The sequence below is a fragment of the Cyanobacterium stanieri LEGE 03274 genome (assembly GCF_015207825.1).
Taxonomy (GTDB): Bacteria; Cyanobacteriota; Cyanobacteriia; order Cyanobacteriales; family Cyanobacteriaceae; genus Cyanobacterium; species Cyanobacterium stanieri_B.
Genome location: NZ_JADEWC010000012.1, coordinates 62,671 through 77,247 on the forward strand (window position 1 = coordinate 62,671; position 14,577 = coordinate 77,247).

The following is a 14,577-nucleotide window of genomic DNA, read 5'->3' on the forward strand; positions in this document are numbered from 1 at the left end:
CCTAACACGAAAACCACAAAAAATTATACCTCTACTAACTCTTCATCTTCCAAGAAATTGTATCCCCTTTCTTCTAACTCAAGAGCTAAATCTTTATTGCCACTCATGACGATTTTTCCTTGGGACATAACATGGATAAAATCAGGGGTAATATAATCTAATAATCTTTGATAATGGGTAATTAATAAGAAAGCATTATCAGGTTTTTTCAACTGATTTACCCCCTCAGAAACAATGCGTAAAGCATCAATATCTAACCCTGAATCAATCTCATCCAAAATACCCAAATTAGGCTCTAATAAAGCCATCTGCAAAATCTCATTGCGCTTTTTCTCTCCCCCAGAAAAACCCTCATTTAAGCTACGACTGAGGAAAGCAGAATCCATTTTGACAACGCCCAATTTTTCCTCGATTAAATCTTCAAAATCAAAAGCGTCGATTTCTTCTAAACCTAAATATTTACAACGGGCATTATAAGCCACTCTCAAAAAGTCTAAATTACTTACCCCAGGAATTTCTAAAGGATATTGAAACGCCAAGAAAATTCCAGCTAACGCCCTCTCATCAGGCTCTTTTTCTAATAAATTTTCTCCTTTATAGATTACCTCTCCCCCTGTGACTTCATATTCGGGATGCCCTGTTAAAACTTTGGAAAGGGTACTTTTTCCAGAACCATTACGCCCCATGATAGCATGGACTTCTCCTGCTTTGATTTCTAGGTTAACCCCTTTGAGGATAGGAGTGCCATCAACAGAAGCGGTAAGGTTACGGACAGATAATATAGTTTCAGTCATAATGAGTTATTTAATAATGGTGAGCGTTCTTAATTTTTATATATTTTCTTCTGTGGATCTATTTTAAGGTACTTTAGCAACATTTTTGTTGTTTTATTCTTTTTCCCCATGAAAAATTCACAAAACCCCATGAGTCGAATCTGTGATTAAATAGGTAGGCGTATAAATAACTTTTATGAAGGAGAATTTTAAATGGATTTATCTCGTATTCCCGCACAACCCAAGGCTGGTTTAATCAATGTTTTAATTGAAATTCCTGGGGGAAGTAAAAATAAGTATGAGTTTGATAAGGATATGAATGCTTTTATTTTAGATAGAGTATTATTTTCTTCGGTGAAATATCCTTATGACTATGGTTTTGTACCTAATACTTTGGCGGATGACGGTGATCCTTTAGATGGTATGGTAATAATGGATGAACCTACCTTCCCTGGTTGTGTGATTGCGGCGCGCCCTGTGGCTATGTTGGAAATGGTTGATGGGGGAGATAGAGATGAGAAAATTCTTTGTGTTCCTGCCGAAGATCCTCGCTATGATCATGTTAAGTCTTTAAAGGATATTGCGCCCCATCGTCTCGAAGAAATTGCTGAGTTTTTCCGCTCTTATAAAAATTTAGAGAAAAAAGAAACCAAAATTTTAGGGTGGAAAGATGTGGATCAAGTTGCTCCTTTAGTGGAACAATGTGTAAAGGCTTATAAATAAAGTTATAGCTGATGGGGGTTGAACAATGTTCAACCCTTCAAAGGGTTTAGCAGACAAACTGAATGTCTTTTTTTCCTTCGATAACTTTGCCGATATGGTAGGAGGAAATATTTTCGCCTTCAAAAAATGCGATAGTTTCTTTTACTTTGTGGGGTGGCACAATCACTACAAAACCGACTCCCATGTTAAAGGTATCGAGCATATCTTGTTGGTTGACGTTGCCTGTTTTGGCTAACCATTGAAAGATGGGGGGAATTTGCCAATTGTTGAGGTTGACTTCGATGGAGAGGTTGTCGGGAAGACAACGGGGTAAGTTTTCGGGGATACCTCCCCCTGTGATATGTGCCATGGCTTTGATGCCGAGGTGATTTTCAAGGGCTTTAAGGATTGGTTTTACATAGATGCGGGTGGGGGTAAGGCAGGTTTCCCCTAGGGTTAATCCTCCTAATTCTTTTGGTTTGTCTTCCCAGTTTAATTGGTTTACTTCGATGATTTTGCGCACTAGGGAGAAGCCGTTACTATGAATACCGCTACTGCTAAGGGCGATCGCCTGATCTCCTATTTGAACATTTTTGCCGTCTAAAATAGAGGATTTTTCGACAATACCGACACAGAAACCAGCCAAATCATATTCCCCTACCTGATAAAAACCTGGCATCTCGGCGGTTTCTCCACCAAGCAAAGCGCAACCACTTTCTTTACATCCTTGGGCAATGCCTACAACTACTTCTTGGAGTTGCTGGGGGTTTAGTTTACCTGTGGCTAAATAGTCAAGGAAAAATAATGGCTCAGCACCTGATGTGAGAATATCATTAACGCACATGGCTACTAAATCTATACCTACTGTGTCATGGCGATTTAGTTGGTGGGCAATTTTTAATTTTGTGCCTACTCCATCAGTGCCAGAAATCAAAACAGGTTGTCTGTAGCCAGAAGGAATTTCAAAACAACCACCAAAACCACCTAAGCCGCCTAAAACCCCCGGACGATAAGTGCTTTCTACCGCTGAACCAATTTTGTTAACAAATTCTCTCCCTGCTTCTATATCTACTCCAGCCTGTTTATAATCCATATTTTCTGTCTCTTTAAATAAAAATAAATTATAAGAATAATCATGATAGCTAATATGATCATTTATTCTTATCTGGTTTTTTGATCATATTATTATCCGTTTACTAGGGGAAATCATACCATTATTCATCGAGTTTTTTATGGTTTTTGTGGAATAGTTTTTTTGAATTAATGAAGGAATTATTTAATATTTTTCACTGAATTTAAGCCTAATCTTCAAAAAAATGGATTGATCATTAGCATAGTGAGTTATCTTGAAGGTTTATTTTTTCATAATGTTCAGTTTCAAGATTAAAGCAAACATAAACGAATGCTTTTTTTTGCTCTATTGATTAGTTTTGTTTAACTTAAGGGCTATTTTTCAAAATAAATAAACTTACTAATATAGTTGTTTATTGTGATGGTTTCAATGCTCATAAGAAATCGTTGCTTTATCTTTTTTTTTGATAAGTATTTCTTACCCCCTAAGCAAAAATGACGTGTTAACTTAGGTAGAGTCAAAATTTATTAAAGAATGTAAACATTCCATCATCTAGGAGTAGGAAACAAGATAAACCCCTTACGGGGGTTGCGATCTAATTCAATCAAGAAAAAAACTATGCTTACAAACACTTGGAACAACGCTGTTAGATCAGCCATCACAATTATTTTAGGAGTATCTGGTTTAGCGATCGCTCCTAACGTAAGAGCTAATACGGCGAATTTCTCTGAGCAAAATACAGCAGGTACTTCTCAGGTCAATAACCCTGTTGCTGTACAACTAAACGACACTATACAAGAATTTTTAACCAGCAAACTTTACTCCCATCAGTGGCAATCTCAACAAGCCGTAACTCTACATTTCCAAAATATTCCCTTACTAACCTTTGTGGGTAATGATCAAGGGGAAATCAATGCCAGGGCCAGAGAATTTGCTTCTCGTCTCGATCAACTCCATCAACAACAGGCCGATGCTAATAAAATTGCGGTGCGCTGGGATAGTCAAAGGGCAGAACATTTGATCCAATACGATCAAGAAGATCTCATTGCCCTCAACGATGGAACTATTTTGCCTGATTCCACAACCAATGCTCAAAATGACGCTTTACAGGCTACTAATAGATTACGTAGATTATTAGGCAATGCCGAGCCTATCACTTCTATCATTGATCAACCTGAACAAGTTATTGCTAGTGGTGCTGGAGTGAAGGGTTCTACAGGTAGAGTCATTAGAGGTATTGCTTCTTGGTATGGTCCTGGTTTCCATGGTCGTAGAACGGCTAATGGGGAAAGATTTAACCAAAATGCCTTAACCGCCGCCCATCGTAGCTTACCTTTTGGTACTCGTGTGAAGGTTACTAATGTAAGTAATGGTCGCTCTGTGGTGGTGAGAATTAATGACCGTGGCCCTTTTACTGGTGGACGGGTAATTGATTTGGCGGCGGGAGCTGCTCAGGCCATCGGTTTGAAAAGTCGGGGAGTAGGCCCTGTGACGATTCAGGTATTAGGTCGTTAGTTATCCTTTCTTAAAATCCCCTTAGGGGGATTTTTTGTTTAAGATTATTTTAAGATTCTACGAGGGTGGACAGCGCAATGATCATAGTAGTTTAATCTCGAAATTTCTAGCACCATGGAATTATATTTCATACAATGATTAAGCAAGGCTGCCTTTCTTTTAACTACTTTAATATTCAAAATGAGTGACAATCAAGAAAATGTAGAATCTTTAAGTCGCATTCAAATTTTAGTTTTCATGGGGATAACTGCGGTTATTTTTCTACTCATTGCCCAGATTTGGCATCGGGCAGGGTCGATCGCCCTTATCCCTATACAATTTAATTTATCAGCTATCATCACGGGAGCATTATTAGCTACAGGAATATTATTAGCTAGTGTGGTGTTAAGCAAATGTTGGACTCCCTACCGCATCAGTGCTGAAAAATATATGAATCTCATTATTTCTCCTTTACTCTTACCTGATTTGATTTGGGTGGGTTTATTACCCGGGTTAAGTGAAGAATTATTATTTAGGGGGGTAATGATTCCGGCTTTTGGTTATGGTTATGGTGCGATCGTTATTTCCAGCATTCTTTTTGGAGTCCTACACCTGAGCGATGCCCAAAACTGGCATTATGTATTATGGGCAACCATCATCGGCTCTATTCTCGGATACAGCGCCTATGCCACTGATAACCTCTTAGTACCCATTACCGCTCATATCTTAATCAACTTTAGCTCTAGTTTGCTCTGGAAATTAAACCATAACAGAAAGTTACAATAGTTAGTATTAATGAATAACTATTAAATAGAGAATGCAACTACACCAATCCACCTGGCAAGAAGTAGAAATATATTTATCCCAATCTAAAGGCATTATCATCCCCATTGGTTCTACCGAACAACACGGCCCCACAGGATTAATAGGCACTGACGCCATTTGTGCAGAAAAAGTAGCCCATGGAGTAGGTGAAGAAACATCCGCCATGGTAGCGCCCACCATTAACGTAGGCATGGCATTACATCATACCGCCTTCCCCGGCACCATTAGCCTACGCCCTAGTACCCTCATTTTATACGTCAAAGACTACTTAACATCCCTTGCGAGGGCAGGGTTCAAGCATTTCTTTTTTATTAATGGTCATGGGGGTAATATCGCCACCCTCAAAGCCACTTTTTCCGAGTGTTATGATCATTTTGCTACCCTCAATATTCCAGATCATGACAAAATAAAATGTACCGTGGCTAACTGGTTTATGGTTAGGGATGTCTATATGTTAGCAAAAGAATTATACGGCGATCAAGAAGGTTCTCACGCTACCCCCTCAGAAGTGGCTTTAACTCAGTTTGTGTATCCCGAGATGATCAAGACAGCACCCTTAGATAAAGACGTAGCCAAAGGGCATCCCATTTATGGAGCGACTAACTTCCGCAGGTGCTACCCTGATGGTAGAATGGGATCAAATCCTAGTTTAGCGACACCAGAACATGGTCAAAGATTTTATGAGTTAGCGGTTAAAAATTTAGCTCAAAGTTATCTCGAATTTATTAGTTAAACGGGTTAAGGAACGTTAGTTTTTGTAGATTTAAGTATAAATGAAATCATATTTGGCGGCGGCAGTTTGCATGACAAGCACTCCTGATGTGGAGGCGAATCTTAATCAGGCGGAGGAATTAATCGAGTTAGCAGTTAATCAGGGAGCGAAGTTGATTGGTTTGCCCGAAAATTTCTCTTTTCTGGGTAGAGATGAAGAAAAAATTGCTCAAGTGGATACCATTGCCACCAAAAGCGAAAAGTTTTTGATTCGTATGGCTCAACGTTTTCAAGTTACTATTTTAGGCGGCGGTTTTCCTACTCCCCTACAGGGCGATCGCACCAAGGCTTATAATACAGCGATGTTAGTGGATGCCAATGGAATGGAATTAGGGCGCTATCATAAAGTACACCTATTTGATGTGAATGTACCGGATGGTAATAACTATCAAGAATCAAAAACCGTGATGGCAGGGGAAAATTTACCCCCCGTGTGCGATACGGAAGAATTAGGCAAAATAGGTCTTTCTATCTGTTATGATGTCCGTTTTCCCGAAGTATTCCGCCACCTTTCCCGTCAAAGGGCAGAAATAATGTTCATTCCCGCTGCCTTTACCGCCTATACTGGAAAAGATCATTGGCAAGTTTTATTACAAGCAAGAGCTATCGAAAATACTTGCTATGTCATCGCCCCCGCCCAAACAGGCAACCATTATGCCCGTCGCTGTAGCCATGGTCATGCGGTAATAGTAGATCCTTGGGGTGGTATCATTGCCAGTACAGGTTCTCAAATTGGCGTTGCTATCGGTGAAATTAATCCCCAACGTTTACAACAAGTTCGTTTACAAATGCCCAGTTTACAACATCGGGTTTTTAGTTAGTTTTTATGTACCCCTAAGGGCGATCGCACCCCAATCAACCATTACACCGTGAGACTTTCGCCCTCAAAAATAAAAAAAATAATAAAACAACAAAAATGTTGTTTAAATGTCTTAAAATAGACTTTAGCAACAAAAATGTTGTTAAACTATATAAGTAGTAAGTCTATAAAAACTAATTAACATGAGTGCCACCGTAAAAACCTTAGTCAATCAACCCTATAAATACGGATTTATCACCGACATCGAATCCGACAGCATTCCCAAAGGATTAAGCGAAGACGTAGTCAGATTAATTTCTGCCAAAAAAAACGAACCAGAATTCATGTTGGAATTTCGCCTTAAAGCCTATCGTCAATGGTTGAAAATGACTGAACCGCAGTGGGCTCATGTGGGCTACCCAAAAATTGACTACCAAAATATTATTTACTACTCCGCCCCCAAACAAGGCAAAGAAAAACTTAAAAGCCTCGATGACGTTGATCCTACCCTCCTCGAAACCTTTGAAAAACTGGGCATTCCCCTCTCCGAACAAAAAAGACTCAGTAACGTTGCCGTAGATGCCATCTTTGATAGCGTATCCATCGGTACAACCTTCAAAGAAAAACTAGCCGAAGATGGCGTTATCTTCTGTTCCATTTCCGAAGCCCTACAAGAATATCCCGAATTAGTACAAAAATATCTCGGTAGTGTAGTTCCCGTCGGCGACAACTTCTTCTCCGCCCTAAACTCCGCAGTATTTAGCGATGGTTCTTTTGTATTTATCCCCAAAGGGGTAAAATGTCCCATGGAACTATCCACCTACTTCCGCATCAACAACGGAGATACAGGACAATTCGAGCGCACCTTAATTGTAGCCGAAGAAGGAGCATCCGTAAGTTACCTAGAGGGGTGTACCGCCCCCATGTACGACAGTAACCAACTCCATGCCGCCGTAGTGGAATTAGTAGCCCTAGACAACGCCGACATCAAATACTCCACCGTCCAAAATTGGTTCGCAGGGGACGAAAAAGGTAAAGGGGGTATTTATAACTTTGTTACCAAACGGGGACTATGTAAAGGAGTTAATTCCAAAATTTCTTGGACTCAAGTAGAAACAGGCTCAGCCATTACTTGGAAATATCCCAGTTGTGTATTAGTCGGCGATAACTCCGTCGGGGAATTTTATTCCATCGCCCTTACCAATAATATGCAACAAGCCGACACCGGCACAAAAATGGTACATATCGGTAAAAATACCCGTAGCACCATCATATCTAAAGGTATTTCCGCAGGAAATTCCAAAAACAGTTACCGTGGTTTAGTCAAAATGGGCAACAAAGCCACAGGCGCTAGAAACTACTCCCAATGTGATTCTATGCTTATTGGAGACAACGCCGAAGCCAATACCTTCCCTTATATTCAGGTAGATAACAACACCGCTAAACTAGAGCATGAAGCCTCCACTTCCAAAATAGGAGAAGATCAACTATTCTACTTTGCCCAAAGGGGAATTTCTGAAGAAGACGCCATCTCCATGTTAGTCAGTGGTTTCTGTAAAGACGTCTTGAACGAATTACCCATGGAATTTGCCGCCGAAGCCGATAAATTACTAAGCCTTAAACTAGAAGGCACAGTGGGTTAATTTTTCCATAAACAATGATGGTGGGTGGGCATAGCCCACCCTAAAAAATAATTAATAATTGAGAATGAATAATTGATAATAAAACTGTTATTGTTGGCATTGCGGATTTTGAGTATGAAACATTATTGAATTACAGTAAATATATAGTATTAAAACTATTATTACTATTGCCTATTGCCAAACTAAACTAAAAATCATACCTTAATTCACAAACGCCTTATTTTTTATTCAACCCTTACCCTTTGAGTAATCATGGTTGTGCCATCGTCACGGATAAAAATGGCTGAGTACCAATGATCGCCCTCACTAATGGTTACCCGTTTAAAAATCCCCCCTGCCGAAAGAGCATCTAATTCTATGGGTTGTGGATTGGTAAATAGGGAGGCATTGACTCTCTCTTCTTTTATTCCCCCTAATATTAAACCATTACCGATAGGATCTTCAACGATCGCATCTAAATCAAATACTTGTCCTGCCCTTGCACTTTCAGGCAATCTAAAAGTAATGTCGGGAGGGTTTGCCCCCGTGGTAATACGGGTTTTTTCTGTTAAAATTTCTTGGCCCACAAGTTGTTGGTTTTCAATGGTTTGACGGGCAGTAATTTCGGACAATAAATTAACAGTTTCCCCATTTTCTTGTTTACTACCCTCAATAATGGTAGTGGTATTAATAATTAGTTGTCCCTGATTTTCTTCTGTGGAATTAATGTTAGTGGTATATGTCAAGTTAGTATAACTATTCCAGAGACTTTCAAGGGTAGATAAAAAAGTTTGATTATCCAAACCATCTTCGCTACTAAACTGAGGGGAGATATATTGATTTAAAGTTTCTAAATCCTTGTTACTACTAGCGCGATCAATTCTACTAATTAATTCTATGACTTCACTATTAATATTATTATTTTGTGCTGTTGCTAGATTTTGTTTTTGCAAGGAAAAATAAAATGCCACTATAAATAATAGGGAAAAGTTTAATATTTTGTTTATTTTTTGGTTTTTTTTAATCATTTCTTGATAAGTTTCTACTTTGTATCTTGAGTCTAGTTTCTTGTTTCCGCTATGCTAATTATAGCAATGAAAATAATTGATTATTAGCCTACAATCCATAAATACTCTATTCTTCTTAGGATTATTTATGATTACTCATCATTAATTGTATTTTAAAATACCATCTAATACTGTGAGTATTTTTACTCAGAAAAACTAGTAAATATTACATTTAATAAAGAAAGTTGTTTTTCCCAAAAAAGTTTTGATAATTTAAATAAAGAGTGAACAAACACAGACGATTAAAAATGATCAAACATTTTTCAGAAGAATGGATAAAAGAATGGTGTTACGAAAATGGTTGGACTGACTTATTTTTAAATCGCCGAGATTATTGGGCTTTTCCCCCTAATGGAGTTATGCCTTTACCGATTCCTAGGGAGATTTTATTGGATATTAAAGCCGAAAAAGGGTTTTCCCATGAAGAAAAAATTTGGGTATCTGCTACTTTAATAGTTAGTTTTTTGGCCGTTATCTTGAGCTATATGTTAAATTCTCCCATGCCCTTAGTTTTTGCTTTTGCTTTTTGTGCCATGGTGGTAGGAAACTTTGATATTGATTAGACTAATTTTTAGTATGTAACCGCATATTTAAGTGGATGATGATAAATTTTACTAACGGTATTTGGTATTATAACTTTACTTTCTCATCAAATCTAACTGAATATGAGTAGCCAAACCATTAATCTAAACTCCGAATTGTATGATTATTTGTTATCCGTATCGGTGAGAGAAAATCCCGTTTTAACTCAATTACGAGAGGAGATGAAAAACCATCCTGTCGGTAAAATGCAAATTTCCCCCGAGCAAGGGCAATTTATGGCTTTATTATTGAAGTTAATGGGAGCAAAAAGGGTATTAGAAATAGGAGTGTTTACGGGCTATAGTTCAACGGTAATGGCTTTATCTTTGCCCGAGGATGGTAAGTTAATTGGTTGTGATACCAGTAAGGCTGATACTGATATTGCTAGAAAATATTGGCGTAGGGCTGGGGTAGAAGATAAGATAGAGCTTTTTTTAGCCCCTGCTTTAGATACCCTTAATAGTTTAATGGAACAAGGGCAAGGGGAAACCTTTGATTTTTGCTTTATTGATGCTGATAAAAGTAATTATCTTAATTATTATGAAAAGTGTTTATGGTTGGTGCGTCGGGGGGGATTAATTGCCATTGATAATGTGCTGTGGTACGGCAAAGTAGCCGATGGAAGTATCAATGATAACAGAACTAACAAAATTCGGGAATTTAATCATTTTTTAAAAGAAGATAGTCGTATTGACCTTAGTTTAATTCCCATGGGCGATGGTTTAACATTGGCTCGTAAAAAATAATTTGCCGTTGTTAATATAAATAAAAATAAAAAGTCGCACCCTGATTAACTTGGGCATCATACCAAATATCTCCATGGTGTCGTTGAATAATTCGTTTAACGGTAGATAAACCAATCCCTGTGCCTTTAAATTCCCTATCGGTATGTAGGCGATGAAAAGGAGTAAAAAGTTTTTCTGCTTCACGGGGGTTAAATCCTACCCCATTATCTTTTATGAAGTATATATCTTTTCCTTCTTGTTGATATGTTCCAAATTCGATGCGAGGTTTTAGGGTTTTAGCGGTGTATTTATAAGCATTTTCTAATAAATTTTCCAAAACAATTCTGATTAGATTTAAGTCTCCTCGACCGTAAACATTGGGAGAAATGATAAAATCAACGGTACGATTTTTATTTTCTGCGGTTAATTTATCACTAATTTCGGTAACGATTTCACTGATGTTAAAAGTGGAGTATTCTATATCAATATTTTGCACTTGAGATAAGCGCAACAAGTCTCTAATCACCTCCGCCATTCTTTTTCCTTCGTCATGGATATATTGAAAATATTCTTTGACATTGGGTTCAAATTGATGGGAAAATTCTTGGGCGATTAGTTGGCTAAAACCGTTGATAATGTGAATTTTATTTTTTAAGTCGTGGGAGACTCGGTGGCTGAATGCTTCTAAGTCTTGATTTAATAGTATTAATTCTTGATTTTTAGATTCAATTTCCCTTTGCATATTCAGTAAACGCAGTTGATTTTCTACTCGAATGACTACTTCTTCTATTTGAAAAGGTTTGGTTATATAGTCAACACCACCAACATTAAAGGCGTGTACTTTATCAAAGGTATCGTTGAGCGCACTCAGGAATATAATAGGAATATGTTTAGTTTTTTCTTGGGATTTGAGAATTTTGCATACTTGATAGCCGTCTAATTCAGGCATTTTGATGTCTAATAGAATTAAGTCGGGCGCTTCGACATCAACTACCTGTAGGGCTTGTTTTCCACTCAATACCCGCCTTACATCGTAATCATGTTCGGTTAGCATGGTGAATAATAATTGTAGGTTTTCGGGTACGTCATCAACGATGAGGATGTCACCTTTTGGAGTATTTAGATTATTCATGGAGATTCTCTGGGATTAGGTGAGCAATTTGTTCAAAGAATAGGTTATTAACCATATGATTAAGGTGATGGCTAAGGGCGCTGAATTCTGAGGGAATTTCTTCGATGAGTTTTTTGAGTTTTAATTCTCTAGCGCTAAGGGCGGCTATACGGAGTTGATTTATCCATGGGCGGGGCATTTTTTGTAGTTGTATGCGTATTTGTTGGTTATCGATAGCGGGGATAAGGGTTTTTTTGGGTGAAGAGTCGGGATTTTCTTGATAGATGTATTTTATATTTAAATATTTTGCCATCATCTCAAAGATGATTTTTTCTTGGAATGGTTTACTAACAAAATCGTTGCATCCTACTTGTAAAATTGCCTCTCTTTCTTCATCAAAAGCAGTGGCAGTGAGGGCAATAATAGGTACTGGTTTTTGAAGATTTTCTTTCATGGATTCTAGGTTACGAATATGACGACTGGCTTGATAGCCGTCCATTATGGGCATTCTCATATCCATCCAAATTAAGTGGGGTTGCCATGTTTGCCAAAGGGCGATCGCCTCTTTACCATTACAAGCAGTTTGCACATTAAAACCCATAGACTGCAACATTTTTTCCATCAACAAACGATTATCCTGTACATCCTCCACCACCAAAATACGATAACAAGGTTGTGATTTTTGTAAACCAATAATCTGCCGACGACTACTTTGACATTTCTGCTCAATTTTTCGAGGAAGACTCATGGCAATACGACAAGTGAAAATTGAACCTTCCCCTAAACGACTTCTCACCGTTATATCACCATCCATTAAACGGGCAAATTGACGACTAATAGACAACCCCAACCCCGTACCTTCCCGAGAATGAACACTATTATCAGTTTGCTTAAAAGGTTCAAAAATACTCTCCAAATTCTCACTTTCAATACCTACCCCCGTATCCTTCACCTCAATTAATAATTCAATCTCCTTTGTCAACACATTATCTGATAATAAAGATAAAACCAAATCCACATGACCTTCATCGGTAAACTTAATGGCATTACCCACCAAATTAACAATAATCTGACGTAACTTACTCTCATCCCCCGATAAATATTGAGGTAAATCAGCATCCTGATAAACTTGAAAAGATAACCCCTTAGAATTTGACTTGATGGTTAACAACTCCTGCACCGACTTAATCAAATCATAAAGATTAAAACAAGTTTGATGTAAAGTAATTTGCCCCGCCTCAATGCGAGACATTTCCAAAACATCATTAATCAAACACAACAAATGTTCCCCACTACGATTAATAATACCTAAATACTCCTGCTGAGTAGCCGAAAGAGAAGAATCACGATTCATCATTTGAGTAAAACCCAAAATTGCATTAAGGGGAGTGCGTAACTCATGGCTCATTTTAGCCAGAAACTGACTTTTTGCTAGATTAGCGGCATTTGCTTGTTTGGTAGTTTCCTCCAAAACCTTTTGAGAATATTGAGAAAATTCTAGCGCTGTCAATAATAAAACCTTGCGCAACTCTTGGGCTGCCTCAATTTCTAAGGATTCCCAAGGAAAAGATTTATTTTTAATAGTTTCTTTCCACAGCGCAAAAGAACGACGGGGAGTAAACTGGGGAATGTGATCAATATTTTCAATACTCACGTCATAAGGATTACCGGCCCAAGGCACTTGATAGGATTGTTCTGGCCTAAACCAGATTAAATGGTATGTATGATTGGTTAAAAACAAAGATATGCTCAAAATTCCACATCCTGTATCTTGAAAATCTTTGCCCTGAGGATAAATACTGGAAAAAGAATCTGTGAAAAATATCTCCTGTTGATTTTTATTTAAAAAATCCCTGATTAAACCATTTACCTGTGAATATTTTGGCGTACTTCCCATCAAATGAATATTATTATCTAAACACACCGCTAACCCTTGAGACTTGGTAAGATTAATTAAACTATTCTTATTTCTTGTAAAAACTTCTTTCATTAAATTGGGACTTCTTAACAATCCCTTTCTAAGTCGATTTTGTACCCCTTGAATTTGCAAACGATAACTTTTAAACTGTTGTTCTTGTTTACAGAATAGGTGCGCTGATAAAAATTGTCCTAAAAATTCCCCTGCCTTTCTAGTTTCATAATTAATATACTTCGGCGAATAGTGATGACAAGCAATTAAACCCCATAATCTATTCTGATTTAACAAAGATATGGACATAGAAGCCCTTACCCCCATATTTTTTAAATACTGAATATGACAAGGAAAAACACTTCTTAAAGTAGAGCGACTTAAATCTAATCCTTGAGGTTTAGAAAGATTTTCAGACGACACAATTTCCACTGTAGGGGCAGAAACATCAGATATTATTCTCAACCAATTACGTGCATAAAATTCTCTCGCTGGGGTAGGAATATCATAGGAAGGATAATGTAAACCTAAATAACTTTCGACCCCTTCTTTTTTATCCTCCGCAATCACCACCCCACTACCGTCAATGTTAAAACGATAAATTAAAACCCGATTAAAGTCGGTTATTTTTCTGATTTCTTGGGTAATTACCTGATAGGTTTCTTCTAAGCTATAACTAGAAGTAGTGTTGATAATAGCATTATTTAAAAGACAATATAAATTTGGCGAATTATTTTCCCCTGAAAGGTGTAAGGGTTCTAGTTCTAAGATAACATTGTCTTTAACCTTATGAATAGTCCCTTGAAATTTGATTTTATCTTTAAATTTTTTGGTGGTAATAATTTCTACAAAATCATGGTTATTATTTTCTAAAGCTACTAATATTTTATTTATTTGTGATGAATCAATTAAATAATTTAATGGTTTTCCTAATAAGTTTTTTGGTGATATTTTTAATAAATTATCAATATTATTGCTAACTTGCACAATCTTGAGGGTGGCAAAATCAATAACTATCAAGATGCCGTGACCCTGAATAGAGCCTGGATACCTTATATCATATTGTTCATGGTATTTTTTTTCGGCGGTTGTTAAATCAATCATGATAGTTTTTTTGATTTAAAA

At 37.4% G+C, this 14,577-nt stretch carries 13 protein-coding genes; 8 read left to right on the plus strand and 5 right to left on the minus strand.

Annotated features, from left to right (window positions below; translation table 11 throughout):
* Positions 1-23: 23 nt before the first annotated feature.
* Positions 24-794, minus strand: a complete 771-nt coding sequence (gene sufC, locus IQ215_RS07150) for a Fe-S cluster assembly ATPase SufC (RefSeq protein WP_193800630.1) — start codon at positions 792-794, stop codon at positions 24-26.
* 192 nt (positions 795-986) lie between these two features.
* Between sufC and IQ215_RS07155 the strand changes: the two genes are divergently transcribed.
* Positions 987-1,496 (plus strand): inorganic diphosphatase, encoded by a 510-nt coding sequence (locus IQ215_RS07155; RefSeq protein WP_193800631.1) that lies wholly within the window; start codon positions 987-989, stop codon positions 1,494-1,496.
* Positions 1,497-1,542: 46 nt separating this feature from the next.
* Here IQ215_RS07155 and purM read toward each other — a convergent pair whose 3' ends face one another.
* Positions 1,543-2,568: a phosphoribosylformylglycinamidine cyclo-ligase gene (gene purM, locus IQ215_RS07160; protein WP_193800632.1), complete on the minus strand. Its 1,026-nt coding sequence runs from the start codon at positions 2,566-2,568 to the stop codon at positions 1,543-1,545.
* A 597-nt stretch (positions 2,569-3,165) separates the two neighbouring features.
* Between purM and IQ215_RS07165 the strand changes: the two genes are divergently transcribed.
* The 5 genes from IQ215_RS07165 (at position 3,166) to sufB (ending at position 8,079) form a co-directional block, all read left to right on the plus strand.
* A complete protein-coding gene (locus IQ215_RS07165; protein ID WP_193800633.1) occupies positions 3,166-4,062 on the plus strand; it encodes a septal ring lytic transglycosylase RlpA family protein in 897 nt (298 codons plus the stop codon).
* Positions 4,063-4,242: 180 nt separating this feature from the next.
* Positions 4,243-4,827 (plus strand): CPBP family intramembrane glutamic endopeptidase, encoded by a 585-nt coding sequence (locus IQ215_RS07170; RefSeq protein WP_193800634.1) that lies wholly within the window; start codon positions 4,243-4,245, stop codon positions 4,825-4,827.
* 31 nt (positions 4,828-4,858) lie between these two features.
* Positions 4,859-5,599: a creatininase family protein gene (locus tag IQ215_RS07175; RefSeq protein WP_193800635.1), complete on the plus strand. Its 741-nt coding sequence runs from the start codon at positions 4,859-4,861 to the stop codon at positions 5,597-5,599.
* Positions 5,600-5,639: 40 nt separating this feature from the next.
* Complete coding sequence (locus IQ215_RS07180; protein WP_193800636.1) at positions 5,640-6,458, plus strand: carbon-nitrogen hydrolase family protein; 819 nt, start codon at positions 5,640-5,642, stop codon at positions 6,456-6,458.
* A 181-nt stretch (positions 6,459-6,639) separates the two neighbouring features.
* Positions 6,640-8,079 (plus strand): Fe-S cluster assembly protein SufB, encoded by a 1,440-nt coding sequence (gene sufB, locus IQ215_RS07185; RefSeq protein ID WP_193800637.1) that lies wholly within the window; start codon positions 6,640-6,642, stop codon positions 8,077-8,079.
* A 224-nt stretch (positions 8,080-8,303) separates the two neighbouring features.
* Here the strand turns inward: sufB and IQ215_RS07190 are convergent, their stop codons facing one another.
* Positions 8,304-9,086 (minus strand): nuclear transport factor 2 family protein, encoded by a 783-nt coding sequence (locus IQ215_RS07190; protein ID WP_193800638.1) that lies wholly within the window; start codon positions 9,084-9,086, stop codon positions 8,304-8,306.
* Between the two features lie 287 nt (positions 9,087-9,373).
* On the opposite strand from IQ215_RS07190, the gene IQ215_RS07195 reads away from it, so the two are divergent.
* Together IQ215_RS07195 and IQ215_RS07200 are read left to right on the plus strand one after the other, a co-directional pair.
* Positions 9,374-9,688, plus strand: a complete 315-nt coding sequence (locus IQ215_RS07195; protein WP_206688535.1) for a hypothetical protein — start codon at positions 9,374-9,376, stop codon at positions 9,686-9,688.
* Between the two features lie 102 nt (positions 9,689-9,790).
* Positions 9,791-10,453, plus strand: a complete 663-nt coding sequence (locus IQ215_RS07200) for a class I SAM-dependent methyltransferase (protein WP_193800639.1) — start codon at positions 9,791-9,793, stop codon at positions 10,451-10,453.
* Between the two features lie 10 nt (positions 10,454-10,463).
* Here the strand turns inward: IQ215_RS07200 and IQ215_RS07205 are convergent, their stop codons facing one another.
* Positions 10,464-11,564 carry a response regulator gene (locus tag IQ215_RS07205; RefSeq protein WP_193800640.1) on the minus strand — a complete coding sequence of 367 codons (1,101 nt, stop codon included), beginning with the start codon at positions 11,562-11,564 and terminating at the stop codon, positions 10,464-10,466.
* Positions 11,557-14,556, minus strand: coding sequence for an ATP-binding protein (locus IQ215_RS07210; protein ID WP_193800641.1), 3,000 nt, complete (start codon positions 14,554-14,556; stop codon positions 11,557-11,559). The genes IQ215_RS07205 and IQ215_RS07210 overlap by 8 nt, the downstream gene beginning before the upstream one ends.
* Positions 14,557-14,577 lie beyond the last annotated feature (21 nt).